At 70.2% G+C, this 26,130-nt stretch carries 21 protein-coding genes; 15 read left to right on the top strand and 6 right to left on the bottom strand.

Annotation, left to right across the window (positions count from 1 at the left end; all coding sequences use genetic code 11):
• Window positions 1–7 precede the first annotated feature (7 nt).
• The 4 genes from QU603_RS02020 to QU603_RS02005 all read left to right on the top strand — a co-directional run bounded on the left by QU603_RS02020 (window position 8) and on the right by QU603_RS02005 (window position 4,657).
• Window positions 8–1,654, top strand: coding sequence for an amidohydrolase (locus tag QU603_RS02020; protein WP_308492839.1), 1,647 nt, complete (start codon window positions 8–10; stop codon window positions 1,652–1,654).
• Window positions 1,655–1,699: 45 nt separating this feature from the next.
• Window positions 1,700–3,142, top strand: a complete 1,443-nt coding sequence (locus tag QU603_RS02015) for an NAD(P)/FAD-dependent oxidoreductase (protein WP_308492838.1) — start codon at window positions 1,700–1,702, stop codon at window positions 3,140–3,142.
• The gene (locus tag QU603_RS02010; protein WP_308492837.1) at window positions 3,139–3,483 is read left to right on the top strand and encodes a cupin domain-containing protein; all 345 of its coding nucleotides are present in this window, start codon (window positions 3,139–3,141) and stop codon (window positions 3,481–3,483) included. Before QU603_RS02015 ends, QU603_RS02010 begins: the two co-directional genes overlap by 4 nt.
• Window positions 3,484–3,817: 334 nt before the next feature.
• The gene (locus tag QU603_RS02005) at window positions 3,818–4,657 is read left to right on the top strand and encodes an EamA family transporter (RefSeq protein ID WP_308492836.1); all 840 of its coding nucleotides are present in this window, start codon (window positions 3,818–3,820) and stop codon (window positions 4,655–4,657) included.
• A gap of 292 nt (window positions 4,658–4,949) precedes the next feature.
• On the opposite strand, the gene QU603_RS02000 is transcribed toward QU603_RS02005, so the two are convergent.
• The 3 genes from QU603_RS02000 to QU603_RS01990 all read right to left on the bottom strand — a co-directional run bounded on the left by QU603_RS02000 (window position 4,950) and on the right by QU603_RS01990 (window position 9,175).
• The gene (locus QU603_RS02000) at window positions 4,950–6,344 is read right to left on the bottom strand and encodes an APC family permease (protein WP_308492835.1); all 1,395 of its coding nucleotides are present in this window, start codon (window positions 6,342–6,344) and stop codon (window positions 4,950–4,952) included.
• 100 nt (window positions 6,345–6,444) lie between these two features.
• On the bottom strand, window positions 6,445–8,130 hold the full coding sequence (locus QU603_RS01995) for an amidase (RefSeq protein WP_308492834.1): 1,686 nt from the start codon (window positions 8,128–8,130) through the stop codon (window positions 6,445–6,447).
• Between the two features lies 1 nt (window position 8,131).
• Window positions 8,132–9,175, bottom strand: coding sequence for an agmatine deiminase family protein (locus QU603_RS01990; protein ID WP_308492833.1), 1,044 nt, complete (start codon window positions 9,173–9,175; stop codon window positions 8,132–8,134).
• Between the two features lie 76 nt (window positions 9,176–9,251).
• On the opposite strand from QU603_RS01990, the gene QU603_RS01985 reads away from it, so the two are divergent.
• On the top strand, window positions 9,252–9,881 hold the full coding sequence (locus tag QU603_RS01985) for a TetR/AcrR family transcriptional regulator (protein WP_308492832.1): 630 nt from the start codon (window positions 9,252–9,254) through the stop codon (window positions 9,879–9,881).
• A 3-nt stretch (window positions 9,882–9,884) separates the two neighbouring features.
• Here QU603_RS01985 and QU603_RS01980 read toward each other — a convergent pair whose 3' ends face one another.
• On the bottom strand, window positions 9,885–11,522 hold the full coding sequence (locus QU603_RS01980; protein WP_308492831.1) for a PucR family transcriptional regulator: 1,638 nt from the start codon (window positions 11,520–11,522) through the stop codon (window positions 9,885–9,887).
• A 197-nt stretch (window positions 11,523–11,719) separates the two neighbouring features.
• Between QU603_RS01980 and QU603_RS01975 the strand changes: the two genes are divergently transcribed.
• From QU603_RS01975 to QU603_RS01945, 7 genes are all read left to right on the top strand, one after another.
• A complete protein-coding gene (locus QU603_RS01975; protein ID WP_308492830.1) occupies window positions 11,720–12,094 on the top strand; it encodes an SPW repeat protein in 375 nt (124 codons plus the stop codon).
• Between the two features lie 82 nt (window positions 12,095–12,176).
• Entirely contained in the window at window positions 12,177–12,851 is a 675-nt protein-coding gene (locus QU603_RS01970; RefSeq protein ID WP_308492829.1) for a TetR/AcrR family transcriptional regulator, read from the top strand.
• Window positions 12,848–14,641, top strand: coding sequence for an MFS transporter (locus QU603_RS01965; RefSeq protein ID WP_308492828.1), 1,794 nt, complete (start codon window positions 12,848–12,850; stop codon window positions 14,639–14,641). The genes QU603_RS01970 and QU603_RS01965 overlap by 4 nt, the downstream gene beginning before the upstream one ends.
• A gap of 56 nt (window positions 14,642–14,697) precedes the next feature.
• A complete protein-coding gene (locus QU603_RS01960) occupies window positions 14,698–15,105 on the top strand; it encodes a transferase (RefSeq protein WP_308492827.1) in 408 nt (135 codons plus the stop codon).
• A gap of 190 nt (window positions 15,106–15,295) precedes the next feature.
• The gene (locus QU603_RS01955; RefSeq protein WP_308492826.1) at window positions 15,296–16,858 is read left to right on the top strand and encodes a CoA-acylating methylmalonate-semialdehyde dehydrogenase; all 1,563 of its coding nucleotides are present in this window, start codon (window positions 15,296–15,298) and stop codon (window positions 16,856–16,858) included.
• A gap of 104 nt (window positions 16,859–16,962) precedes the next feature.
• Window positions 16,963–18,333 (top strand): aspartate aminotransferase family protein, encoded by a 1,371-nt coding sequence (locus QU603_RS01950; protein WP_308492825.1) that lies wholly within the window; start codon window positions 16,963–16,965, stop codon window positions 18,331–18,333.
• On the top strand, window positions 18,333–19,757 hold the full coding sequence (locus QU603_RS01945; RefSeq protein WP_308493912.1) for an aminobutyraldehyde dehydrogenase: 1,425 nt from the start codon (window positions 18,333–18,335) through the stop codon (window positions 19,755–19,757). The genes QU603_RS01950 and QU603_RS01945 overlap by 1 nt, the downstream gene beginning before the upstream one ends.
• Window positions 19,758–19,971: 214 nt before the next feature.
• Here the strand turns inward: QU603_RS01945 and QU603_RS01940 are convergent, their stop codons facing one another.
• Window positions 19,972–21,354, bottom strand: coding sequence for an NAD(P)/FAD-dependent oxidoreductase (locus QU603_RS01940; protein ID WP_308492824.1), 1,383 nt, complete (start codon window positions 21,352–21,354; stop codon window positions 19,972–19,974).
• 122 nt (window positions 21,355–21,476) lie between these two features.
• Here QU603_RS01940 and QU603_RS01935 point away from each other — a divergent pair, with 122 nt between their 5' ends.
• From QU603_RS01935 to QU603_RS01925, 3 genes are all read left to right on the top strand, one after another.
• Window positions 21,477–21,950 carry an Lrp/AsnC family transcriptional regulator gene (locus tag QU603_RS01935; RefSeq protein WP_308492823.1) on the top strand — a complete coding sequence of 158 codons (474 nt, stop codon included), beginning with the start codon at window positions 21,477–21,479 and terminating at the stop codon, window positions 21,948–21,950.
• The gene (locus QU603_RS01930; protein WP_308492822.1) at window positions 21,947–23,350 is read left to right on the top strand and encodes an aspartate aminotransferase family protein; all 1,404 of its coding nucleotides are present in this window, start codon (window positions 21,947–21,949) and stop codon (window positions 23,348–23,350) included. Before QU603_RS01935 ends, QU603_RS01930 begins: the two co-directional genes overlap by 4 nt.
• A gap of 63 nt (window positions 23,351–23,413) precedes the next feature.
• Window positions 23,414–24,166, top strand: a complete 753-nt coding sequence (locus tag QU603_RS01925; RefSeq protein WP_308492821.1) for a LysR family substrate-binding domain-containing protein — start codon at window positions 23,414–23,416, stop codon at window positions 24,164–24,166.
• 101 nt (window positions 24,167–24,267) lie between these two features.
• On the opposite strand, the gene QU603_RS01920 is transcribed toward QU603_RS01925, so the two are convergent.
• The gene (locus QU603_RS01920; RefSeq protein ID WP_308492820.1) at window positions 24,268–25,965 is read right to left on the bottom strand and encodes a S8/S53 family peptidase; all 1,698 of its coding nucleotides are present in this window, start codon (window positions 25,963–25,965) and stop codon (window positions 24,268–24,270) included.
• Window positions 25,966–26,130: the final 165 nt, after the last annotated feature.

Below are 26,130 nucleotides of genomic sequence, written 5' to 3'. Positions count from 1 at the left end.
GATCACGATGGGCCACGCCGACCTCGTCTTCACCGGCGGCTCCGTCTTCACCGCGACCACCGTGCGCTCCCGTGCGAGCGCCGTGGCCGTCTCGGGCGGGCACATCATCGCCGTCGGTCACGACGTCGACGACCTCATCGGCCCGCGCACCGAGGTGGTCGACCTGCGCGGCAGGATGCTGGCGCCCGGGTTCCAGGACGCCCACGTGCACGCGATGTGGGGCGGGCTCGACATGCTGCGATGCGACCTGTCACCGTATGACACCGAGCGCGAGTACCTCACGGCGATCGGCGAGTACGCCGCGTCGCATCCGGACCACCAGTGGGTGCTCGGCGGAGGCTGGGCGATGTCGGCGTTCCCCGGCGGCACGCCCACAGCCGCCGCGCTCGACGCCGTCGTCCTCGATCGACCCGCGTTCCTGCCGAACCGCGACGGACATGGCGCGTGGGTGAATTCGACGGCGCTGCGGCTGGCCGGCATCGACGGCGACACCCCTGACCCGGCCGACGGTCGCATCGAGCGCGACGCCGAAGGCATCCCGACCGGCACGCTGCACGAAGGAGCGATGACGCTCGTGAACCGGCTGCTGCCGGTCGAGTCGCCCGAACGCCTGGTCGAGGCACTCCTGCAGGGGCAGCGCTACCTGCACTCGTACGGCATCACCGCCTGGCAGGACGCGATCATCGGATCGTACGGCGACGCCGGCGACCCGGGCCCGGCGTATGTCACGGCCGGCGCCGACGGGCGCCTGACCGCCCGCGTGGTCGGGGCTCTCTGGTGGGATCGCACCGCCGGTCTCGAGCAGATCCCGTCGCTGCTGGAGCGACGGGACCGCTACCGTGCCGGCCGGTTCGCCGCCACGAGCGTGAAGATCATGCAGGACGGCGTCGCCGAGAACTTCACGGCCTCGATGCTCGAGCCCTACCACGACGGGCACGGCCATCCGACCGACAACTCGGGGATCTCGTTCGTCGCTCCCGAGATGCTCGACGAGGCGGTGCCTCGGCTGGACGCACTCGGCTTCCAAGTCCACTTCCATGCGATCGGCGACCGGGCCGTGCGACAGTGCCTGGATGCCGTCGCCCACGCCGTGCGGCGCAACGGGCGCAGCGACAACCGGCATCACATCGCCCACCTGCAGGTGGTCCACCCCGACGACATCCCGCGCTTTCGCGACCTCGGCGTCGTCGCGAACATGCAGTCGCTGTGGGCGACGCTCGAGCCGCAGATGGTCGAGCTCACGCTGCCGTTCCTGGGACCGCAGCGCGCTGCCTGGCAGTACCCGTTCGGCGACCTGCTGCGCGCGGGTGCGGTGCTTGCCGCCGGCAGCGACTGGTCGGTGTCCAGCCCCAACCCGCTCGCGGCGATCCACACCGCCGTGAACCGCACGGCCGCGCCCGGCTATGCGGAGGGCGACGACGACGCCTTCCTGCCCGAGCAGGCGATCGACCTGGGCACATCGCTGGTCGCCTACACAGCCGGGTCGGCCTGGGTGAACCACCTGGATGCCACGACCGGAACCATCGAGGTCGGTAAGCTCGCCGACCTCGTCGTGCTCGACCGTGACCCGTTCGACGGGCCCGCGGACGAGATCGGTGCGACCGCGGTGCAGCAGACCTTCGTCGAGGGCGAGCGGGTGTACGCGGCACCGTAGCCGCGCTCGCGCCCGTCCGAGAACCATGAACAGGAAGTGATACCCGTGGGAACCACCGTCTTCGAACGGAACCGTCCCGCCGCCGCGGTCGTCGATCATGCGCTCGAGGGCACGGCGCACGCCGTCTTCTGGCGCGACGACCTGCCGGCGGAGCTCGCGCCCGACCGCGCGCCTCTGACCACCGCGCTCAGCGCCGACCTCGTGATCGTCGGCGGCGGCTACACCGGGCTGTGGACGGCGCTGCTGGCGACCGAGCGCATGCCCGGCGCGCACATCGTGCTGCTGGAGGCGCAGCGCGTCGGCTGGGCGGCATCCGGCCGCAACGGCGGCTTCTGCGAGGCCAGCCTCACGCATGGGCGCGAGAACGGCCTGTCGCGCTGGCCCGATGAGATGCCCACGCTCGACCGGCTCGGCCTTGCGAACCTCGACGCGATCGAAGCGTCCGAGGCGACCTACGGCATGGACTTCCACTTCGAGCGCACCGGCGAGCTGGCGCCGGCCGTCGAGCAGCACCAGGTCGAGTGGCTGCAGGAGTGGGTGGGCGAGGCATCCGAGCTCGAAGACCTGGTCTATCTCGACCAGGATGCCGTGCGCGCCGAGGTCGATTCGCCCACGTTCCTGGCCGGCGTGTGGGACAAGAACGGCTGCGGCATGCTGCACCCCGCGCGGCTCGCCGCCGAGCTGGCCCGCGTCATCGAAGAGCGCGGAGTGCGGATCTTCGAGCGCTCGCGCGTGCGCGACCTGCGCACCGACAGCGCCACCGGCGCCGTCGAGGTCGTCACCGAGCAGGGGCGGGTCAGCGCCGGGCGCGCGGTGCTGGCCACGAACGTGTTCCCGTCGCTGATCAAGCGCAACCGCCTCATGACCGTGCCGGTGTACGACTACGTGCTGATGACCGAGCCGCTCAGCGCCGAGCAGCTCGCCTCGATCGGCTGGCAGAACCGGCAGGGCCTGGGCGACATGGCCAACCAGTTCCACTACTACCGCATCACGAAAGACAACCGGATCCTGTTCGGCGGCTACGACGCCGTCTACCACTACGGCCGCAAGGTGCGCAGCGAGTACGAGAACCGGCCCGAGACGTGGCGCACTCTCGCGAACCACTTCTTCACGACGTTCCCGCAGCTGCAGGGTCTGCGCTTCTCGCACCAGTGGGCGGGAGCCATCGACACCAGCACCCAGTTCACGGCGTTCTTCGGCACCGCCCGCAGGGGTCGTGTCGCCTACGCCGCCGGCTTCACCGGCCTCGGCGTCGGCTCGACCCGCTTCGCCGCGGAGGTCATGCTCGACCTGCTCGACGGCGTCGAGAACGAGCGCACGTCGCTTGAGATGGTGCGCAAGCGCCCGCTGCCCTTCCCGCCCGAGCCGGCGGCCGCGATGGGGATCAACGCGACGCGCTGGTCGCTGAATCGCGCCGATCACAACGAGGGCCGACGCAACCTGCTGCTGAAGACGCTGGATGCGGTCGGATTGGGGTTCGACTCATGAGATTGGATGCCGGAGCCGCCGTGGTCGCGGCATCCCTCGTCATCGACGACGAACCGATCGAGGCGGCACAGGTGCGCGCCGGGTCGCCGCGGGCGGGCTTCGTCGAGCTCGACGAGGCCGACCGGCGCACGATCGGCGTGTGGGAGCACTCCCCCGGAACCTCGACCGACGTCGAGTCGGATGAGGTGTTCGTCGTGGTGGCGGGATCGGGCCTGCTCGAGTTCACCGAGCCGGCGCTGCCGCCGGTCGAGCTGCGCCCCGGCGTGATCGTGCGGCTGACCGAGGGCATGCGCACGGTGTGGACCGTCCGCGAGACGCTGCGCAAGGTCTACATCGCCTGAGTGCGCCCGGGTCGCCGGGCGAGAGCCCCGTGACCCGACGAATGGCCCGGCCTCTCGCCCTGACCGCCCTCGCTCCAGGCGAGGAGATCTCACCGAGCGAGGACCGGAATCGCACTTTCGGCCCTCGTTTCGTGAGATCCCCTCGCCTCAAACGAGGATGGGCTGCGCCGACGGGGTACTCAGCGCTCGAACACCGTCCGGCCGCCGATTGGTGTGTTCACAACTCATGCACCGGCGCACAGCCACGGAAACACGCGGCAGATGCGCACGCACCCCGACGGATTGGTTGAGTTGTGAACCGGGCGCGGTGCCGCCGGACCGATAAGCTCGCCGGGTGGGGGTGCTGCTGAGCCTGGTCGCCGCCGTCTGCTACGGCACGTCCGATTTCGCAGCCGGGATCGGCGGGCGCCGCGGAGACGCCGGCGCGGTCGCCATCATCGCCCAACCGCTGACACTGGTGGCCGCCGTCGTGGCGGTGCTGGTGGCCGCCGCGCCCGCGCCAACCGCGAGCGCCCTGTGGTGGGGTGCCGCCGCGGGAATCGGCAGCGGCATCGGAACCCTCGCCCTGTATCGCGGTCTTGCCACCGCGCGGATGAGCGTGGTCGCCCCGCTGTCGGGTGTGCTCACCGCCGCCTTGCCGGTCGTGGTCGGGGCATTCCTCGGCGACCGTCTGCCATGGCTGTCATGGGTCGGTGTCGCCGTCGCCGTGCCTGCGGCGCTGCTCGTGTCGCTGCATCCCGGCGCCGACGGACGCGCACAGCACAGCGGCGTGGCCGAAGGGATCATCGCCGGCGTCGGGTTCGCTGTGCTGTTCATCGCCCTGGCGCAGGCAGGCACGGATGCCGGAGCCTGGCCGCTCGTGCCCACTCAGGCCGTGTCAGTGGTCGTCGTGGTCGCCGCTGCTCTTCCGCCCGGGCGTCGCCCCGCGCGGGAGGCGTGGGAGCCGTCGCTGCGCCCGGGCCTGCTGTCGGGCGTGCTCGGTGGGCTTGCCGCCCTCGCGTACCTGTTCGCCACCGGATTCGGCCAGCTCGCCGTGGTCGCGGTGATCACCGCGCTCTACCCCGCCGTCACCGTACTGATGGCCCGCTTCATCGAGAAGGAGCGGTGGGCGCGCCTGCAGGTGGTGGGCCTCGTGGGCGCGATCGCGGCGGTCGTGCTGATCGGCGTCGGCTGACCGCCTTCGCCCGACGCGCCCGCCCTCCCCGCCCCTCCCCTGGCCCCGGCATCCCCCCCCTTCGCCCGGCATCCCCGCCCCGTCGAACCCCGCCCCTCATCCCTGAGATGACAGAAGTGGCCGGAATACGTTGACGTATTCCGGCCACTTGTGTCACCTCACCGAAACGGCACGCCGAGCCGCGTGAGCACGAAGTTCAATGCCGATTTCGGAACCGTACGGATGCTGCGCGCTCGGCGGCGGGCTCCGCCCGAGGTCACATCGCGCGCCCGGCGGCGGGCTCCGCGCGCGGTCACGCCCGCGGCTCGCGTACGAGCATCGGCTCGTCCGCCTCTTCGAACGCGACATCGGGAGTCGGCCGCCGGAACCCGCGCGTGAGCCAGATCAGGTACACCGCTCCCAAGCCGGCCCAGATGAGCCCGACGGTCATCGCCAGCTGGTCGAGGCTGATCCACAGCCACACGTTGATCACGAACCCGATCCCCGGCACCACGGTCCACGCCAGCACGCTGCCGTGCAGCACCTCGTGACGCCGATGCCGCAGCCAGTACGCCACGACAGACAGGTTCACGAACGCGAATGCGGTGAACGCTCCGAAGTTGATCAGCGAGGTCGCCGCATTCAGATCCAGCCGCAGTGCCGTCAGCGCGATCGCCCCGACCACCAGGATGTTGATCACCGGCGTCCCGAGCTTCGGATGCACGTACCCGAACAGCTTGCGTGCGAGGATCCCGTCGCGCCCCATCGCGTACAGCAGGCGCGACGCGCTCAACTGCGACGCCAGCCCCGAGGAGACCACCGACACCGTCGCCCCCACCAGGAAGATCGTCTGGAACACGATGCCGCCGATGAACAGCGCGATGTACGGCGAGGCTCCCTCGATGTCGGGCGTGATGGCCTTCAGCGCATCCAAGTCCGGCACCAGCGTCTGCATCACGTAGGTCACGCTGATGAAGAACGCCGCGCCGAGGGCGGCGACCCACATGATCGCGCGCGGCACGGTCTTGCGCGGTTCGATCGCCTCTTCCGACAGCGTCGTCACGGCGTCGAACCCGAGGAACGCCAGTGCCAGCACCGACGCCCCGCCCACCAGGCTCGCGACGTCTTCGTTCATCGAATAGAAGGGCGCGAGCGAGAACGCCAGCGCGTTGTCGGACATGATCGCCCGCATCGTCAGCAGCACGAAGACGATCGCCAGCAGCGCCTGGAACACGACCATGATCATGTTCGCGACCGCGCTGATGCGCACCCCGACGATGTTCAGCGCCGTGATCACGACGATCAGCCCCACGATCCACACCCAGCCGGGCACGTCGGGGAACTCCGCCGACAGATAGATCTTGGCCAGGAGTGCGTTGATCATCGGCAGGAACAGGTAGTCCAGCAGCGCCGCCCACCCGACGAGGAACCCGACCGGAGCGGCGATCGTGCGCCGTGTGTACGTGTACGCCGAGCCGGCCGACGGATACACGCGCACCATCTTCGCGTAGCTGAACGCCGTGAACAGGACGGCGATGGTGACGATGATGTACGACATCGGCACGTGGCCCTTCGTCGCCTCCGACACGATGCCGAACGTGTCGAACACCGCGAACGGCGACATGTACGCCAAGCCGATGAACACCACGTGGCGCTGTTTGAGCGACCGATGCAGGGCCGCCGGTGCGGCCGTGGTCGTTGCGGTCATGGAGAGACCTCCTCGTTCTCCGAAAGGGACGTCTCGCAGCTGTGTGGGACGAGATGGGATGCCGCGACCGCGGGTGTGCGGTCAGGGCCGCGGTGTGCGGTCAGAGCCGCGGTGTGCGGGGTGGTGACGTGCGCCTGTCGCCCGTCGCTTCGAACGCCGCTGCGAACCCGAGCAGCGCCGTGTCGTCGTACGCCCGGCCGGCGAATGTCAGGCCCACCGGCATGCCGATGTCGGCCATCGTGCCCATCGGCACCGTGACGGTCGGGATCCCCAGGTGCCGCGGAACGAGGTTGCCGTTCGCGACCCACACGCCGTTGCGCCAGCCGTCGTCGGCTGCCGCCTGGTTCACATCCATGTCGGCCGCGCCGATGTCGGCCATCGCCGGGAAGACGACTGCGTCCAGGTGCAGAGCATCCATCCACTCCTCCAGGTCGACGCGCCGGGTCCGCTCCAGCCCCGACACCTCGTCCAGATGCGGGATGTCGGTGAACGACGCGTACGGATGCGCACGCACCTGCGCGGGGTAGCCCGCGATGTCGTCGTCGAACCCCGTGTAGCGGTCGGGAAGGGCTCCCGCCGGGTGGGGGAAGATCTGCGCGCCGTCGACGGCGGCCAGACCCGACAGGGCCGGGTCGCCGTTGGCGGCCAGGAAGTCCTCCCACGCCCATGCCGACAGGTCGACGATCTCGCTGTGCAGGAACTGCGGCGACACGAACCCCCGGGTCGTGATCGTGGGAGCGCCCGCCCTGTCGCCCTCATAGTTCGTCACGGCCGGGAAGTCGACCTCGATCACCTCGGCACCCGCCGCCTCGAGGTCGGCGTGCGCGGCCTGCCAGAGCGCGATGACCGCGTCGCGGGTGCGGATCCGCTCCCCCGTCGCGCCGCCGATCGTCGTGCCGGTGCCCGCATCGGGATCGGCGTTGATGTACATGCGCGGCACGCCGAAGCGCCTGCCGCGCAGGTCGCCGCGAACGGCCGGGTAAGACGCGGGGCGCACGGTCGAGGCATCCGGAATCTCCACCCACGGCTGCGCGCGCCAGAAGTCGCCGCGGGTGTCGGGGTCGTCGGCGACGATCACATCGAGCACCTCGAGCAGGTCGGCCATCGTGCGCGTGTGCGGCACCACGACGTCCATGGTCGGAACCAGCGGCCAGTTGCCGCGCACCGAGATCAGTCCGCGGCTGGGAGTGTAGGCGCACAGTGCGTTGCAGGATGCCGGGGCCCGGCCGCTGGACCACGTCTCTTCACCGAGCCCGAACGCGGCGAACGACGCCGCGGTCGCGGTGCCCGATCCGTTCGATGACCCCGACCCGAACGCCGAGGTCAGAAACCGCGCGTTGTAGGGGCTCTCGGCGCGACCGTAGACCCCGCGCTGCATTCCGCCGTTGGCCATCGGCGGCATGTTCGTCAGCCCCAGGCAGACCGCGCCGGCCGCGCGCAGCCGCTCGATGGTGAACGCGTCGCGCTGAGCGACCAGGTTCGCGAACGCGGGCGATCCGGCGGCGGCGGTGAGCCCCTTCACGAGGTAGCTGTCTTTCGCCGTGTACGGGATGCCGTCGAGCGGTCCGCACACCTCGCCCCGTGCCCGCCGGGCGTCCGAGGCGGCGGCCTCGGCCAGCGCTTCGGGGTTGCGCACCACGACGGCGTTCAGCGCCGTGGCAGTGCCCGGGGCGTCGTACGCGTCGATGCGGGCGAGATAGGCCTGCACGAGTTCGACGCTCGTGGTGTCGCCTGCCTCCAACGCACCGCGCAGGTCGGCGATGGATGCCTCGACCACGTCGAACATGTCAGGCCGCCTTCCCAGAACCCACGGCCGGCTGCTGCTGCGTGATGCAGTGGATGCCGCCGCCGCGCGCGAAGATGGGCCGCGCGTCCACGGTCACGGCGGGCCGGCCGTATGCCTCCGAGAGGATATCCCGCGCCCGCGCGTCGGCCTCGGGCTCGCCGAAGCCGCAGGCGATCACGCCGCCGCCCACGACGAGGTGGTTCACGTAGCTCCAGTCGACGAATCCCTCGTCGTCGCGCAGCGTGGCGGGTGCGGGCAGATCGATGATCTCGAGCGTGCGGCCCGCGGCATCCCGCTCGTGCGACAGCTGCCGCTTCAGGTCGTCGGTGACGGCGAAGTCGGGATGCTGCCGGTCGCGCTGCTCGTGCAGCAGCACGCGCCCCGGTCCGGCGAATGCGGCGACGATGTCGACGTGGCCGCGCGTGCCGAAGTCGTCGTAGTCGCGGGTCAGACCTCGCGGCAGCCAGATCGCCCGCGCGGCGCCGAGAGTGCGCGCCATCTCGGCCTCGACCCGCGTCTTGTCGGCGTACGGGTTGCGATGCGGGTCCAGCTGCACGGTCTCGGTCAGCAGCACGGTGCCCTCGCCGTCGACGTGGATGCCGCCGCCCTCGTTCACGAGCAGCGAGGGAATCCGCTCAGCGCCGACCAGCTCGGCGATGACGCGCGCGATGCCGGCCGACACCTGCCACTGTGCCCAGGCGGGATCGCCCCAGCCGTTGAAGACCCAGTCCACCGCACCCAGGACGCCCGGCCGCTCGTCGTCGAGCACGAACGTGGGGCCGAAATCGCGCATCCAGAACTCGTCGAGCGGGGCCTCGACGATCTCGACAGCCGAGCCCAGCAGGTTGCGAGCCCGCGTCATCTCGGTCGGGTCGACGACCATCGACACCGGTTCGAACCGGGCGACCGCCAGGGCCGTGTCGGCCCACGCGCGGTAGCCGGTCTCGCGCCAGGCATCGCCCTCGCCGAGGGTGATCCCCTCGCGCGGGAACGCCATCCAGGTGCGCTCGTGCGCCACGCCCTCGTGAGGCATCCTCCACGCCATGTCGACTCCTTCGGCGGTCCCTGTAAGGTATTGATCACGCGATCAATACGATGAATGTTCCTACACTGGACAGAAGATGTCAACAGCACCTGCCCACACCCGCACTCGCCTCACGCCGTCGCAGCGCTCGGCGCAGATCACCGCCGCGGCCGCCGCGCTCGCCCGTGACGGGGGGCTGTCCGCCCTGACACTGCGCGCCGTCGCCCAGCGAGCAGGGGTGGCGCCGGGCCTGGTCGCCCATTATGCGACGAGCATGGACGGCCTGGTGGCCACGGTCTTCACCGACCTCACGGGTGCCGAGCTGAGCGACGTGCGCGCGCGGGTCGAGGCATCCTCCGACCCCGCGGTGCAGCTGGCGACCCTGTTCGCCACGGTGCTGGGCCACGACCACGAAGACGTCACGCTCGTGTGGGTGGACGCCTGGTCGCTGGGCCGCGGCAACGCCCCGCTGTCGGCGGCGATCGACGAGCAGATGGACGCCTGGCGGGCATTCCTCGCCGGCGTCGTGCGCGCGGGCAGGACCGCGGGACTGTTCACGACGGACGATCCGGATGCCGTTGCCTGGCAGATCCTGGCCATGATCGACGGCATCTCAGCCCATGCGCTCACGCGCGGCACCGACCCCGCACCCTTCACGGCTCGCCTCGCGCAGGCCTGCGAGACGCTCGTGGGCGCAGCCCCCGGCACGGTCACCGCACACCTCTGACCGCTAGCGCGAGGGGTTCGCGCGACGCACGAGCAGGGCCAGGTGCAGCGCCGTCTGCGTCTCGCCGTCATCCAGGTTCAGGCCCAGCAGCCGCTCGATCAGAGTGATGCGCTGATAGAACACCGAGCGCGAGAGGTGGGATGCCGCGGCGGCGGCCGTGCGGTTCGCCGGGTGGGTGAGCACGGCCGCCAGCACCTCGAGCAGGTCTCCCCCGCGGTTCAGGTCGTGTTCGACGAGCGGGGCCAGCATGCGCTCGCCGTGCTCGAGCAGTCGATGATCATCGCGCAGGTTCGTGACCAGCCGCACGAGCGGACGGGCATCGGCCCGCCGCACCTGATGGGCCGTGCGGTCGCCGTGCCGTCGATCCGACGGGGCACGCGAGAGGTCGATCGCCTCTTGCAGCGAGGTCAGCGCCGCATCCAGTCCCGACGCCGCCGTCCCCACCGAGATCACCGCCGCGGGCTCACCGTCCAGGAGCGATGCCGACACGAACGCACGCACCTCGGCATCGTCGAACGCGGCGCCGGACGGCAGCGAGACGAGCACGGTGACAGCAGTGCCCGCCGCCCTGCCCGCCGCGGCGATCCCCGCCCCGGCCGCATCGCCGACCAGCACGCGAGCGCCGCGGGCGCGGGCGGCGGCATCCATCCGCTCCGGGCTCACCGTCGCACGCGCGACGACCATTCCGACCAATTGCCGTCCCTGCACCGGCAGCCCCGCGGCCGACAGGCGTGCGGCGGCCCCCGCCGTGCTGGCATAACGGCCCGACAGCAGCCGGTCGACCAGGCGCCGCCGCGCCTGACGCTCCCATTCGTCGACCGGTCCGTCGGCCAGACGCCCCAGCGCCAGGGCGATCGCGCCCTGCTGCAGGACGCCCACGCGCCCGGCGGGGTGCTCCGGTCCCGGGAGGGCGACGAGGTAGCCCCACCGCATGCCGCGCGCCTCGACCGGCACCACCAGCCAGTCCTCGTCGGCGTCGGGCCGGCGTGCGGCGCGCGACCGGCGCTCCCAGTCGGCGAGCACCTCGGTCTCGCGCGCGGGCGGCACGTCGGCGGCGACCACTTCGTGCGCGAGGTTCTCCAGCACGATCGGAGCGCCCAGCGTCAGCGCCAGCTGCTGCACCACGAAATCGGCGGGCGAGCCGCGCAGCGCGAGCTCGGTGAATCGGTCGCGCACGTCGTCTCGTGCCCGCAGCGCCGCGGTCTGCCGGTCGATGATCAGTCGGTGCACGACTTCGGTGACGGCGACATATTTCACCTCGCGGTGCAGCGCCACCAGCACCAGACCGAGTTCGGCCGCCGCCTGCACGATGACAGCGGGCGTCCAACGGTAGTGGGTTCCGAGCTCCAGCACGAGTCCGGCGATGCCCACGCCGACCAGATCGGCGATGAAGGCGCGCAGCGCCGCGGGGTCGGCGGGCCAGCCCGAGCCGGTCGACAGCAGCAGCTCACCGCCGTTGAGCAGCCGGGCCACGCCTGCGCTGTCGGAGACGTGCACCCACCGCACGGCGCTGTCGAGCCGATCCGCCCCGGCGAGCACCTCGGGCACGCCGTCGACGACGACATCCAGCTGCAGCACATCGCGGATGGTGGGCAGCGCGTCTGCGGGTGCCGGACGATCCGTCTCGACGGGGCCGCTCATCGCGGATCCCTTGCGGTCGGCGGTCATCGGCGGCGTCCTCTCCATCCCCGCACGCACGGGGATTCTCCAGCATACGCAGATCCGGTCGATCCGTCCGGCGCACGGGAAATATTCTTGACCGACTGGTCAGTCAAGGGCGTATCATGAGCCTCGACCCCCTGATTCGGGAGCCATCTGACAACAGGAGGATGAGTTCTATGAAGAGGTGGACACGCTGGCAGGACTGGGTGGCGGTAGCCGCCGGCCTGTATGCGGCCCTGGCGAGCATCTGGACGACCCCGCGCACGGGTGCGTCGATCTCCGTGATGATCGTGCTGGGCATTCTGATGATCGCCGCCGGGTTGTGGAGCCTGGCAGCCCCCGGTCTCGTGTCGATGGAATGGATCATCGCCGTGATCGGTGCGCTGCTGTTCATCTCCCCGTGGGTCGGCGTCTTCTCGGGCGACGCAGGTCCGGCATGGACCGCGTGGATCTGCGGGGGCGTCGGCGTGATCGCAGGGCTGTGGGCGCTCGCGCCCGCCGAGAAGATGCATCACGCATCGCACGGCGGCCCACGCACCGCCCACGCATGACCCGCAGCACACAACAGATCGGGGCGACGGTTCACCGCCGCCCCGCATCTTCGCATCGATTCGCACGGCCAGAGGATGAGTGATGCCCGAGAAGATCGACGACCCCGTCCGCTCCCGCGCGAAGATCCTGGATGCCGCGGAGGCGCTGTTCGCCCAGCACGGCTTCGACGGAACCTCTACGGCACGCATCGCCCGCACCGCGGGTGTGCCCAAGGGCCTGCTGTTCTACTACTTCCCGTCCAAGCCCGACATCCTCGCCGCGCTCCTCGAAGAGCGGCTCGGCACCGATTCGCTGGACCCGACAGCGCTGACGGTGCGCGGAGACCCCGCCCAGACGCTCGTCAACCTCGGTGATCGCATCCTGAGCAACCACGCGGCATCCAACGTGCTGCGCGAGATCATCTGGCACGAGTCCCACCTCCGGCCCGAGGTGAGTACGGCTCTCACCCGCTATCGATATGCGCTGCACGACGCCGTCGAGCACGCCCTGGCCGCAAGTCTGCCCGCACCCGTCGACGAGGACGCGGTGCGGGCGGCCGCCGCCGCATGGACGGCCACGATCACAGCCCGGCCGCTCGAATCGCCCCCCTCCGAGAGCGGCGGCAAGCACGCCCGCCTGCACGAAGCGACGAGCCTCCGCGCGATCGCCCGCCTGCTCAGCGCCGGGCTGCAGGCGTGGGTGCACGGCGACGGCACGGCCGCGGCGCACCCGACGGCCGCAGCTCACGTCACGATGCCGCACCCGGCGGCATCGTGAGAACGCAGCGCCAGCGCACACCACCGACCACCCCGCGCCGCGCCCAGCTCGACATGCGCGGTGCACGGCGTGCGCGCCGAGCGCAGCGTGCTGCGCAGCTGACGGCGAGCCCGCGCTACCGCTGGATCGTGCTGTCGAACACGACCCTCGGCGTGCTGATGGCGTCGATCAACGCATCGATCCTGCTGATCGCACTGCCCGACATCTTCCGCGGCATCGACGTCAACCCGCTCGAACCCGGCAACACGAGCCTCATGCTCTGGCTCATCATGGGCTACATGGTCGTCACGGCCGTGCTCGTGGTCAGCTTCGGGCGCCTGGGCGACATGTTCGGTCGCGTGCGCATGTACAACGCCGGATTCGCGATCTTCACGATCTTCTCGATCCTGCTGTCGGTGACGTGGATGTCGGGAACTGGCGGCGCGCTGTGGATGATCGTGATGCGCATTCTGCAGGGAGTGGGCGGGGCGATGCTGTTCGCCAACTCGAACGCGATCATCACCGACGCGTTCCCCGTCGATCAGCGTGGTCTCGCCCTCGGCCTGAACCAGGTGGCCGGCATCGCCGGCTCCTTCCTCGGGCTGATCATCGGCGGCCTGCTCGGTCCGCTCGACTGGCGGCTGGTGTTCCTCGTGTCGGTGCCGGTGGGCATCCTCGGCACGATCTGGGCGTACGTGAGCCTGCACGACACGGGCGTGCGACGCCCGGCCCGCATGGACTGGTGGGGCAATGTGACCTTCGCCGTGGGTCTGGTCGCGGTGCTCGTCGGCATCACCTACGGCATCCAGCCCTACGGCGATTCGACCATGGGGTGGACCAACCCGGCGGTGCTTGCGGCGCTGGGCGGTGGCACCCTCGTGCTCATCGTGTTCTGCGTGATCGAGCTGCGCGTACCCGAACCGATGTTCCACCTGGCGCTGTTCCGCATCCGGGCCTTCACCGCCGGCAACCTCGCGTCGCTCATGTCGTCGCTCGGTCGCGGTGGGCTCATGTTCGTGCTGATCATCTGGCTGCAGGGCATCTGGCTGCCCCAGCACGGATACGACTTCGCCTCGACGCCGCTGTGGGCGGGCATCTACATGCTGCCGCTGACGGTCGGGTTCCTCATCGCGGGCCCGGTCTCGGGCTGGCTCAGCGACCGCTTCGGCGCACGGGCGTTCGCCACCGGCGGCATGCTGCTGGCCGCCGCCAGCTTCTTCTGGCTGCTCGAACTGCCGGTCGACTTCACCTATCTGCCGTTCGCGGCGGCGCTGCTGCTGAACGGGATCGGCATGGGCGTGTTCGCCGCTCCCAACCGGGCCGGCATCATGAACAGCCTGCCGCCGGGCGAACGCGGCGTCGGGGCGGGCATGAGCACGGTGTTCCAGAATGCGGCGATGGTGCTGTCGATCGGGATCTTCTTCTCGCTCATGATCGCGGGACTGGCCGCATCGCTGCCCCACGCGCTGACCACGGGGCTCGTGGCGCACGGTGTGCCGGCGGCCGCCGCAGCCAAGGTCGCAGCACTTCCCCCGGTGAGCGTGCTGTTCGCCTCGCTTCTGGGCTACAACCCGGTGCAGGCGCTGCTCGGGCCGGCCGTGCTCGCGCAGCTGCCGGCATCCTCCGCTTCGTACCTGACCGGTCGCGCGTTCTTCCCCTCGCTGATCGCGGGGCCGTTCGCCGACGGGCTCACCGTGGCGTTCGCCTTCGCCATCGTGATGTGCCTGATCGCTGCCGTGGCCTCGGTGCTCAGAGGCGGAAAATACGCCTACGAAGAGACGGTTTCGCTGGAGCGGTCGGGAATGAGATGATTTCTTACAGAGTTATTCCTATAAGCGGCACTCTGAGGATGCCGCGGGAGGACGTCGTGGGTAAGAACTACATCGACATCGAGAACGACCAGGGCGACACGCTGCGCTACCGCAAGCATGCAAACGGTCGCGGCCTTATCGCGCATGGAGCGAAGGTGCACGCGAGCGCCGTCGTGGAGGCGGGCGCTTATGTCGAACCCGGAGCCCAGATCGCGGCCGGCGCACACGTCGGTCGTGGTGCATGGATCGAGAAGGACGTCGTCATCGGCCCCGAAGCCGACATCGCCGCACACGCGCACATCGGACCCCGCGCCTCCATCGGCGCGAGGGCCAAGATCGGCGTGCGCACATACGTCGGAGAGCACGCATATGTGGCCGTCGGTTCGCTGATCGGCGACGACGAGACGATCGGCGACGGCGAGCGCATCGCCACCGACAAGCGGGGGCTGCGCCTGGCGGCCTGAGGCCGGTCGAACAGAGCGTCCGAACGACTGCGGAGTTCACGACGGAACGGGGCTGACCCCGGGCGGCGCCAGTTGCGACACTGGGACGACACCCGCGCGTCGCGCAGTCGGTCGATCTGTCTTGACCGGCTGACCGGGGTTCGAGGCATCCTCGTCCCGCCGACGGCGCACCCGCCCCGGAAGGACGCACATGACCCTCACGCAGACCGAGCCCGCTGACACGGCGACCGAGGCGACGGTGATCGGACATTGGATCGATGGCGCGCCGCGGGCGTCGGCGAGCGGCCGAACGGCACCGGTGTTCAATCCGGCCACGGGCGCGGTCAGCGCACGGGTCGCTCTGGCCGATGATGCGGAGATCGCTGCGGCGGTGGCCTCGGCCCAGGCCGGGTTCGAGGTGTGGTCGCGGTTCTCGGTCGCCAAGCGCCAGGCGGTGCTGTTCGCGTTCCGTGAGCTGTTGAACGCCCGTCGCGGAGAGCTCGCGGCGGTGATCACGGCCGAGCACGGCAAGGTGCTCTCCGACGCGGCCGGTGAAGTGGCCCGGGGCCTGGAGGTCGTGGACCTGTCGTGCGGGTTTCCCGCACTGACCAAGGGCGGTTACACCGAGAACGCCTCCACCGGCATCGACGTGTACACGCTGCGCCAGCCGCTCGGGGTCACCGCGATCATCTCGCCGTTCAACTTCCCGGCGATGGTGCCGCTGTGGTTCTTCCCGGTCGCGATCGCCGCCGGCAACAGCGTGATCCTCAAGCCGAGCGAGAAGGACCCGTCGGCGGCGCTGTGGATGGCGGCACTGTGGACCGAGGCGGGCCTGCCCGACGGTGTGTTCACGGTGCTGCAAGGCGACAAGCAGGCAGTGGACGGGCTGCTGCACGCGGATGCCGTGCAATCGATCTCGTTCGTCGGCTCGACGCCGATCGCCCAGTACATCTACCAGGAGGCGTCCAAGGCCGGCAAGCGGGTGCAGGCTCTGGGCGGAGCGAAGAACCACATGCTGGTGCTGCCCGACGCTGACCTGGATCTGGTGGCCGATCAGGCCATCAACGCCGGGTACGGAGCGGCCGGTGAGCGCTGCATGGCCGTCTCGGTCGTGCTCGCGGTCGAGCCGGTGGCCGATGAGCTCTCGCGCAAGATCCAGGAGCGCATCGCCGCGCTGCGCATCGGCAACGGCGCCGGCGCCGCGGATGGCACAGAGCCCGACATGGGACCGCTGATCTCGGCGGTGCACCGTGACAAGGTCGCCTCCTACGTCGACATCGCCGAGGCCGACGGCGCGGACATCGTGGTGGACGGCCGCGGGTTCACCGTCGACGGGCACGAAGACGGGTTCTGGTTCGGTCCGACCCTGATCGACAACATCCCCACCACCTCACAGGCCTACACCGAGGAGATCTTCGGCCCGGTCCTCTCGATCGTGCGCATCGCGACCTTCGACGAGGGTGTGGAGCTGATCAACTCCGGCCGGTTCGGCAACGGCACCGCGATCTTCACCAACGACGGGGGCGCCGCCCGCCGGTTCCAGTCCGAGATCCAGGTCGGCATGATCGGCATCAACGTGCCCATCCCCGTCCCTGTCGCGTATCACTCGTTCGGCGGCTGGAAGAACTCGCTGTTCGGCGATGCGAAGGCCTACGGCACCCACGGATTCGACTTCTTCACCCGCGAGAAGGCCATCACCACCCGGTGGAGCGACCCCGCCGCCGACAACACCCACCACCGAGGCATCAACCTCGGCTTCCCCCAGAACAACTGACACTGCTCGACCGCTGAGCGGGCGAGGCGAGACGACGTCACCACCGCGACGTTCCGCCCCGGGCCTTCGGGCCTCGCTCGACGATCGGGAGCTAGGACACGATCATGACCGACACCCTCACCTCGCCCACCGTCGACCTCGACGCCGACGCCCGCGTGCGCGCCGACGACCGGGGCCACGTCTTCCACTCCTGGAGCGCGCAGGCCCTCATCGACCCGCTGCCCATCGCCGGCGGCGCCGGCGTCAGATTCTGGGACTACGCCGGCAACACGTACCTGGACTTCTCGAGTCAGTTGGTGAACCTGAACCTCGGGCATCAGCATCCCGACCTCGTCGCCGCCATCCAGCACCAGGCCGGACGCCTGGCCACGATCCAGCCCGCACTGGCCAACGACGTGCGCGGGGAGCTCGCCCGCCACATCAGCGAAGTCGCCCCCGACGGGTTCGCGAAGGTGTTCTTCACCAACGGCGGCGCCGACGCCAACGAGAACGCCGTGCGCATGGCCCGCGCCGTCACCGGGCGGCGCAAGGTGCTGGCGATGTACCGCAGCTACCACGGCAACACGTCCACGGCGATCGCCCTGACCGGCGACCCGCGCCGGTGGGCGAACGAGCCCAGCGACGGGTCGGTCGCGCACTTCTTCGGGCCGTACGCGTACCGCTCGCCGTTCCACTCGTCCTCACCCGAGCAGGAGTCCGAGCGTGCGCTCGAGCACCTCGAGCAGACGATCGTGCTCGAGGGCGCCTCGACGATCGCCGCGGTCATCATCGAGACGATCGTGGGCACGAACGGCGTGCTCGTGCCCCCGCCCGGGTACCTCGCAGGCGTGCGCGCACTGTGCGACAAGTACGGCATCGTCTACATCGCCGACGAGGTCATGGTCGGCTTCGGCCGCACCGGCGAGTGGTTCGCGTTCCAGGGATTCGATGTGGTGCCCGACCTGATCACCTTCGCCAAGGGCGTCAACTCGGGCTACGTGCCGCTGGGCGGCGTCGTCATCTCGGATCGCATCGCCGCGCACTTCGACACCGTGCCCTTCCCGGGCGGCCTGACCTATTCGGGCCACCCGCTGGCCTGCGCGGCGGGCGTGGCGACCTTCGAGGTGTTCCGCCGCGACGGCATCCTCGAGCGCGTGCGCGACCTCGGCTCGCGCGTGGTCGAGCCGCGCCTGCACGAGATGGCACGTCGCCACCCGTCGGTCGGCGACGTGCGCGGGCGCGGTCTGTTCTGGGTGCTCGAGCTCGTCACGAACCGCGAGACGCGCGAGCCACTCGTGCCCTTCAACGCGTCGGGCAAAGCTGCCGAGCCCATGAACGCCGTCGTCACGGCGTGCAAGAAGGCAGGCCTGTGGCCGTTCTCGCACTTCAACGGTCTGCACATCGCCCCGCCCCTGGTCATCGACGAAGCCGACCTGGTGCGGGGGCTGGACATCATCGACGCAGCCCTGCACGTCGCCGACGATCACGTGTCGTGATGGCCGACATCCTGCACAACATCATCGACGGGGTCGCCGTGGCCTCCGCCGGCGCCTTGCTCGACCTCGTCGACCCGGCGACCGAGCAGGTGTACGGCCAGGCGCCGATCTCGACGGCAGCAGAGGTGGATGCTGCTTTCGCGGCGGCATCCCATGCCTTCCCGGCGTGGCGCGACACGACGCCGGCGCAGCGACAGCTGGCCCTGTTCCGACTGGCCGACGCGCTGGCCTCGCATGCCGACGAGTTCGCCGACCTCGAATCGCGCGACACCGGCAAGCCGCGCGCGAGCCTGGTCGCCGATGAGATCGACCAGTCCGTCGATCAGCTGCGGTTCTTCGCAGGAGCCGCCCGCGAGCTGAACGGCCGCGCCGCCGCCGAGTACGCCGAAGGGTTCACGTCGTATGTGCGGCGCGAGCCGGTCGGCGTGGTGGCGCAGGTGACGCCGTGGAACTATCCGCTGAACATGGCGATCTGGAAGATCGCGCCGGCCCTGGCCGCCGGCAACACCATCGTGCTCAAACCGAGCGAGACGACACCCTCCACGACCGTGCGCCTCGCGCAGCTGGCGGCTGAGATCCTGCCGGCGGGGGTGTTCAACGTCGTGCTCGGCGACCGCGCCACCGGCGCCCTGCTGACCGAGCACCCGACGCCGGCGATGGTCGCGATCACCGGGTCTGTGCGTGCGGGCATGGCGGTGGCATCCTCTGCCGCCACCCAGCTCAAGCGCGTGCACCTCGAGCTCGGCGGCAAAGCCCCCGCGGTCGTGTTCGCCGACGCCGACCTCGCGCGCGCGGCCGCGGGCATCGCACAGGCCGCGTACGTCAACGCCGGCCAGGACTGCACCGCCGCGACCCGTGTGATCGTGCAGGCCTCGGTGCACGATGCGTTCGTGCGCGAACTCGTCTCCTACGTGCGCGAGAACGTGCAGACCGGATCGCCCGACTCTGGAGCGTTCTTCGGCCCCGTCAACAACGCCGGCCAGCTGGAGCGCATCACCGGTTTCATCGACCGCCTGCCCGCCCATGCGCGCGTCGAGATCGGCGGGCGCCGTCAGGGTGAGACCGGGTACTACCTCAAGCCGACGGTGGTCACCGGCGTGCGGCAGGACGACGAGATCGTGCAGTCCGAGGTGTTCGGCCCGGTGCTGACCGTGCAGCCCTTCGACACCGAAGAGGATGCCGTCGCCCTCGCCAACGGCGTGCCCTACGCGCTGGCGGCCTCGACGTGGACGACCGACCACGCCACCGCGATGCGGATGAGCCGCGCACTCGATTTCGGCTGCGTGTGGATCAACGCCCACATCCCGTTCGTATCGGACATGCCGCACGGCGGGTTCAAGCGGTCGGGGTACGGCAAGGACCTCTCGATCTACGGCTTCGAGGACTACACGCGCCTCAAGCACGTCATGTCGAGCCTCGAGTAGCGCGCTCGGCCCTGGATGATCCGGAATGCGGGTTCGGTCGTCACTTCTTACCGCTCTCGCTGCCGCGTCATCGCCACAGGTGACGACTGAACAGGGGATGCCGCTGTTGAGTCGTCACCTCTTACCGGCCGGAAGCGCCGCCGTCAGAGGTGACGACTGAGCCCTGCGCGAGGGGCGAAGCCCCGAGACGAAGGGCGCCCGGGGCCTGCGGAGCTCAGTGACCAGAGATGAGGTCGGCGAGTTTCGCGATAGGCGACGTCGTCGCCCGGCCGCGCGCCTCCTGCCTGTCGGCCAGGCCGTAGGCGGCATAGATCGCGTTCACGGCGAGCCACCGCAGCGGTTCGACCTCCCATCGGCGCGCGCGGTGCCCGACCCAGGGCAGGGTCACGAGGTCGGTCGCGCGACCGAGCACGAGGTCGGCCAGCGTCCGGCCGGCGAGGTTCGTCGCGGTCACGCCGGTTCCGACGTAGCCGCCGGCCCAGCCCATCCCGGTCTTCCGGTCGAAGCCGACGCCGGCGGCCCAGTCGCGCGGAACACCCAGCACGCCCGACCACGCGTGCGCGATCGGCACCTGCCCCGTCGCCGGGAACACTGTGTGCAGCAGTCGTGTCAGTCCGGCGATCGTGCGCGCCCGGGTTCGCCCGTCGGTGTCGACGCGCGACCCGTACCGGTACGGCACGCCGCGCCCGCCGAATGCGATGCGCCCGTCGGCCGTGCGCTGCGCGTACGTGTACACGTGGGCCAGATCGCCGAGCGTGTCGGCATGCTCCCAGCCGATCGCCGACCAGGCGGCGGCAGGCAACGGCTCGGTCACGATCAGCGACGAGTTCATCGGCAGCCACGTGCGGTGCTCGCCACGCAGGTTCGCCGTGAACCCTTCGGTGGCCCGCAGCACATGCGCCGCCCGCACCGTGCCGCGCGCGGTCTCGACTCGCCCGGGCGAGAGCGCGACCGCCGGGGTGTCTTCGTAGATCATCGCACCCGCCCGCTCGGCCGCCGCGGCAAGCCCCTGCACGAGCTTCGCGGGGTGCACCCGCGCGCAGTGCGGATGCCACACCGCCCCGAGCGGCCGGTCCACTCCCACCCGCGCGGCGGTCTCGGCGGGCGAGAGTTCGATCACATCAGCGCCGGTCCAGGATGCCTCATCCGCCGCGAACGCGCGCATCCGCGCGAGCTGAGCCGGCGTATAGGCCACGTTCAGCTCGCCGCCCTTGGCGACATCGCAATCGATGCCCTCGGCATCCACCACCCTGATCACTTCGTCGACCGCGGCGTTCAGCGCCAGCTGCTGGCGCACGCCGCCCTCCGGGCCGTATCGCTCGCGCCCGCCGGTGACCGAGTTGGTGAGCCAGCCGCCGTTGCGGCCCGAGGCGCCGAACCCCGCGAACCGCGCCTCGACGACCGCGACGCGCACCGACGGGTCGAGCATGCGCAGGTAGTACGCCGTCCACAGCCCGGTGAACCCCGCGCCCACGATGCACACATCGATGTCGATGTCGCCGGGCAGCGGCGGCCGCGCTGCGGGCCGGCCGAGCTGGTGCCACCAGAACGACACGTCGCCGTTGCGGACGGCTCGTGCGCCGTCGGAGTCCACCACCACTGGTCACCCTCGCTCTGATGCGGTTTACATAGGTTGAAACACATTGTAGCTTCGGAATCACTCTTGTATGCGGCATCCAACGACTGATATCGTAGGATCACCCGCAAAGGAGGCATCCGATGCCCGGCACACCGCGGCCACCGGCCGCAACGCTCGATGACACCTCGAAGGCGATCATCGAGCAGCTGCAAGAGGACGGCCGACGCTCGTACGCCGACATCGGGCGGGCCGTCGGACTCAGCGAAGCCGCCGTGCGCCAGCGCGTGCAGCGCCTGACCGACAGCGGGGCGATGCAGATCGTCGCCGTCACCGATCCCCTGCAGCTCGGGTTCGCGCGTCAGGCCATGATCGGCGTCACGGTCGCCGGCGACACCAGCCGCGTCGCCGATGCCCTCTCTGCGCTCGACAGCGTCACGTACGTCGTGATGACCGCCGGCTCGTTCGACCTGCTCGTCGAAGTCGTCTGCGAAAGCGACGACGAGCTGATCGACATCCTCAACTCCCGCATCCGCGGGCTCGACGGCGTCGTCTCCACCGAGACGTTCGTCTATCTGAGACTCCACAAACAGCTCTACAACTGGGGGACGCGATGACTCTCACACCCACGACATCCAGCCGCACCGAAGCGGAACTGCAGCAGATGGCCCGCGACCACCTGTGGATGCACTTCTCCCGCCAGTCCGTCATGACCGATGGGCCCGGCGTGCCCATCATCGTCCGCGGCGAGGGGCACCACATCTGGGACTCGCACGGCAAGCAGTACGTCGACGGGCTCAGCGGTCTGTTCGTCGTCAACGCCGGTCACGGCAGGCGCCGGCTGGCGATGCGAGCTGCCCGCCAATCCGAGCAGCTGGCGTTCTTTCCGCTCTGGTCGTACGCCCACCCGTCGGCTATCGAGCTCGCCGACCGCCTGGCAGGCTATGCGCCCGGCGACCTGAACCACGTGTTCTTCTCCACCGGCGGCGGCGAGGCGGTGGAGACCGCGTTCAAGCTCGCGAAGTACTACTGGAAGCTGCAGGGCAAGCCGACCAAGCACAAGGTCATCTCGCGCTTCATCGCCTACCACGGCACCACGCAGGGGGCGCTGGCGATCACCGGCCTGCCGGGCATGAAGTCGATGTTCGAGCCGGTGACCCCGGGCGGCTTCCGCGTGCCGAACACGAACTACTACCGCGCCGGCGAGATGGGCTTTCCGGGCGGCACCCCTGAGCAGTTCGGGCAGTGGGCGGCCAACCGCATCGAGGAGATGATCCAGTTCGAAGGTCCCGACACCGTTGCCGCGGTGTTCCTGGAGCCGGTGCAGAACTCCGGTGGATGCTTCCCGCCGCCGGCCGGGTACTTCCAGCGCGTGCGCGAGATCTGCGACAAGTACGACGTGCTGCTGGTCTCCGACGAGGTGATCTGCGCGTTCGGCCGCATCGGCGAGTACTTCGCGTGCGACGCGTACGGCTACAAGCCCGACATGATCACGTTCGCCAAGGCCGTCACCAGCGGCTATGCGCCGCTGGGCGGCACGATCGTCAGCGACAGGATCTACGAACCCTTCGCGCACGGCGACGCCTCCTTCCCGCACGGCTACACGTTCGGCGGGCACCCGGTCTCGACCGCTGTGGCCCTGGAGAACCTCGACATCTACGAAGAAGAGGGACTGCTGCAGCACGTGCGGCAAAACTCCCCGGCGTTCCGCTCAACGCTCGAGAAGCTCACCGACCTGCCGATCGTCGGGGACGTGCGCGGCGACGGATACTTCTTCGGCATCGAGCTCGTCAAAGACAAGACGACGAAAGAGACCTTCGACGACGAGGAGTCCGAGCGGCTGCTGCGCGGGTTCCTCTCCAAGGCGCTGTTCGACGCGGGCCTGTACTGTCGCGCCGACGACCGCGGCGACCCGGTCATCCAGCTGGCCCCGCCGCTGACGATCGGGCAGAACGAGTTCGATGAGATCGAGCAGATCCTGCGCGGCGCGCTGACCAAGGCCTGGGCGCGGCTCTGAGGCAGGCGCCGGCCCGCCGCACCGTGAGGGCGGGCGGGGCGCGCAGGGACCTATCGTGGGGGGATGGCGAACAAGCGACAGGGCGGACGACCGCGCAGATCCGCCTCCCCCCGCACCGTGGCCGCCGGCACGTCCGGCGGAAAGCCGGCCGGCAAGAAGCCCGCATCCACCTCCACGGCGAAGCGCTCCCGCGGCGACGAGACCGGTGAAGCTGCAGCATCCACCGTCGTACCCGGGCCGTTCCGGCTCGGAGCGGTCGAGGGTGCGACGCCGGGCAAATGGATCCGCGTGTGGAACGAGCGGATGCCGCGCAGCCCGCTTGAGCTCGTGCCGATCCCCGTCGCCGGCCAGCGCGCGGGGCTCGACACGGTCGATGCCGCCCTCGTGCGCCTGCCGATCGACAAGAGCGGTCTGCACATCATCACGCTCTACGACGAGGTCGCCGTCGTCGTCATGTCGATCGACTCGGATCTGACCGCGGCCGACGAACTCGACCCCGTCGATCTGGCCGGCGAGGTGCTCATCCGGCCCGCAGACGACGTTCTCGGGTTCACGGCATCCGAAACCATCGCGCCGGTCTTCGCGCCTCCCGAGACGACCGAGGATGCCGTGGCCACGGTCGCAGCCGGCACCGGAATCATCGTCGTTCCGATGTCGCTCGCACGGCTGCACCACCGCAAAGACGTCGCCTACCGCCCGCTGCGAGGCGGTCCGATCTCGACCGTCGCCCTCGCATGGGACGCCGACCGCGCGAACGCGCTGGTCGACACGTTCGTGGGGATCGTGCGCGGCCGCACCGCGAATTCGTCGCGCTGAGGGTCCTCGCCGCGCCGGCGCATGGGCTCAGGCCCGGGTTCTCCGCCTCGAGACACGGTCGAGCGCCGGTTCCGCACGCGGCCCCCTCAGGGACCTGTTATTCAGACCCCCGACGCGAGCAGTCCGTCGACGACCTTCTCCGCCCGCGCGGCACGGGCCGCGGCATCCGGCTGCTCATCAAGGCCGCCTGCTTCATCGAGCATCCGTGCGATCGTGCCCGACACCAGCGGTGCGGCGAACGACGTGCCGCTCCACACGGCGAAGCCGGCCGAGAAGTCGTCGGGGTCGAGCGATTCGCGGCGCTGCCCGAAGGCGTCTCGGCGGGTCACGGCCTGCGCTCCCCCGTCGAACGCCGGGAACGTCGAGAGCACCGACACACCGCACGCGTACAGATCGACCCACGGCGCCGTGTTGCTGAACAGGGCGACGCTGTGCCCGCCGGGGTTCTTCGCCCCGACGGCGAGCAGGGGCGCGTCGCCCGGTTCACCGGGGAACGCCGCCGGGAACATCGGCCGGGAGGTCGCGTCGTTGCCCGCGCTGCACACGACAGCGCATCCGGCGGCCGTGATCTGGAGGATCACGTCACGCAGCGCGGCGCTGTAGAGCACGTCGTCGGGCGTCTCGTGATAGTAGCCGAGCGACAGGTTCAGCACGTCGATGCGCCGGCCGCCCTTGAGCCCCTGCGCGTACCGCTGCACGAGTTCGGCGATCTGTTCGAGCGCGTCAGACAGATCGGATTCGACCACGCGCCCCAGACTGTCGGCGATGCGCGGGGCGAGGATCGTGGCGTCCGGGCACGCCTGCAGCACGACGCCCGAAACGAACGTCCCGTGTCCTGACACCGGGTCGATCTGCCCGTCCAGCGGGCCGACGAGATCGGGACTCAGGTCAGGGTCGTGCGCGGGGTCGTCCAGCCCGATGGGCACGCCGTCCAGTTCGACCCGGGTCTGCACGACGTCGGGCTCGAACCACGCGTGCGGCGCGCACCCGGTGTCGAGCACCATCACCACCGGGCGCTTCTCGAGCCGGCGGCGCGACCGATGCGGGCCCGCGCCGACCCAGCTGACGACCTGGCGGCCGCCGAAACCGGGCAGTGCGTACCCCCCGAGGCCCGCCGCGGCCGGATTGGTCGACCCGAACGGGTTCGTCGAGGTGAACGGATTGGTCGACGTGAACGGATTGGTCGAGGTGAACGGATTGGTCGACCCGAACGGGTTCGTCGAGGTGAAGGGGTTCATCCCCACCGGCCCGACCGTCAGCAGGTGGTCGAGTCCGACGCCTTCGAGGTCGACGCCCGCCGAGCGGGCAGCATCCAGCACCGCCCACGCATCGGGCACCGACCCGGCCGCTGCGCCCTCGGCACGCACCTGCACACGGGTCACGGCGGGGCGCACCGAGTCGCCCGCGTCTGCGCGCGACGAATCAGCGGATGCCGCACCCCGGCGCGCACGTCGCTCGATGACCACGACCGGCTGGGCCTCGAAGCGCCAGCCCGCCTGCGTGAACGTGCGATTCAGCGCATCCACGACCTCGCCGACATCGCGGCGGGCGGACACGAGCAGCCGATCCGGCACATAGACGGTGGGGAAGATCTCGTCGGGCCCGCGATCAGCGGGCGGCTGCAGCACGACCCCGAGCGGTTTGATCGAGGTCTCGCGCTGCTGCCAGGTGGTGCCGCCGCGCGCACGGACGGCATCCGTGCCGCCTCCGCCCGAGCCGCCCCCGCCCGAGCCGCTCCCGCCGGGACCGTCCGCGGAACCCCGGGCCGCGGCATCCTTCTGCTCATCACCTGTGTCCACGGCGGCCTCCTCGCTCGATCACGCTGACCGGACTCTATCGGTGCACGGCACCCTCCGGTACCCAGACAGCAGAGAAGGGCGTCGGCCTGTCGACCAACGCCCTTCCCCGCGGGGTCATCGACACACCCCCAGATGTTCGTCGACGGGCACCGCGCCAATCCCCGA

This window comes from Microbacterium terrisoli, assembly GCF_030866805.1.
In the GTDB taxonomy this organism is placed as follows: Bacteria; Actinomycetota; Actinomycetes; order Actinomycetales; family Microbacteriaceae; genus Microbacterium; species Microbacterium terrisoli.
The sequence above is the reverse complement of the archived record's forward strand: the minus strand, read 5'-3'. Positions and strand labels throughout refer to the sequence as shown.